Raw genomic sequence first — 546 nt, forward strand, 5'->3', positions numbered from 1 at the left:
TTCGCTGTATGGAAGTGCTAATAGTCAGGTAGAAGATATCACCACGCGTGGAGAAGATTATCGCTATGAAGAACACCATAAAACATTGGGTGATGAGCTTACGGTTGAAAGCGGTATGTGGTATGCGCATATTCGCCATCAACATTATATCGCTGAACAATTAATTATTTCGGGAGAATGTAATAACTATCAGCTAATCCCGGGTCAGCATATAATCATTGACGAATGTCCGATTAAGGATATGGATGAAGGAATCATCATTTTATCCACGCAAACGTTAGGTAGCAGAGCAGAGCCTTTTCGTATGCATTTTACTGCTATTGCTTATGAAGCCTTAAAACCATATCGACCGGCACCGTTGCCATGGCCTCAAGTGAGCGGAACATTGCCGGCACGGGTGACAAGTCCGGATAATGACACGTATGGTTATATCGATACTCAAGGACGATATCGAATAAAATTCAATTTTGATTTAAAAAACTGGAAAAAAGGGGAAGAAAGTTTATGGGTAAGGCTGGCAAAACCTTATTCAGGTGATACATATGG

1 pseudogene is annotated in these 546 nt (G+C 41.0%); it reads left to right on the forward strand.

Annotated elements, in window-relative coordinates:
- A pseudogene (locus tag ACKJXD_RS11970) lies at nucleotides 1-546 on the forward strand (type VI secretion system tip protein VgrG); the annotation flags it as partial.

The organism is Gilliamella sp. G0441 (assembly GCF_050589305.1).
Classification (GTDB): Bacteria; Pseudomonadota; Gammaproteobacteria; order Enterobacterales; family Orbaceae; genus Gilliamella.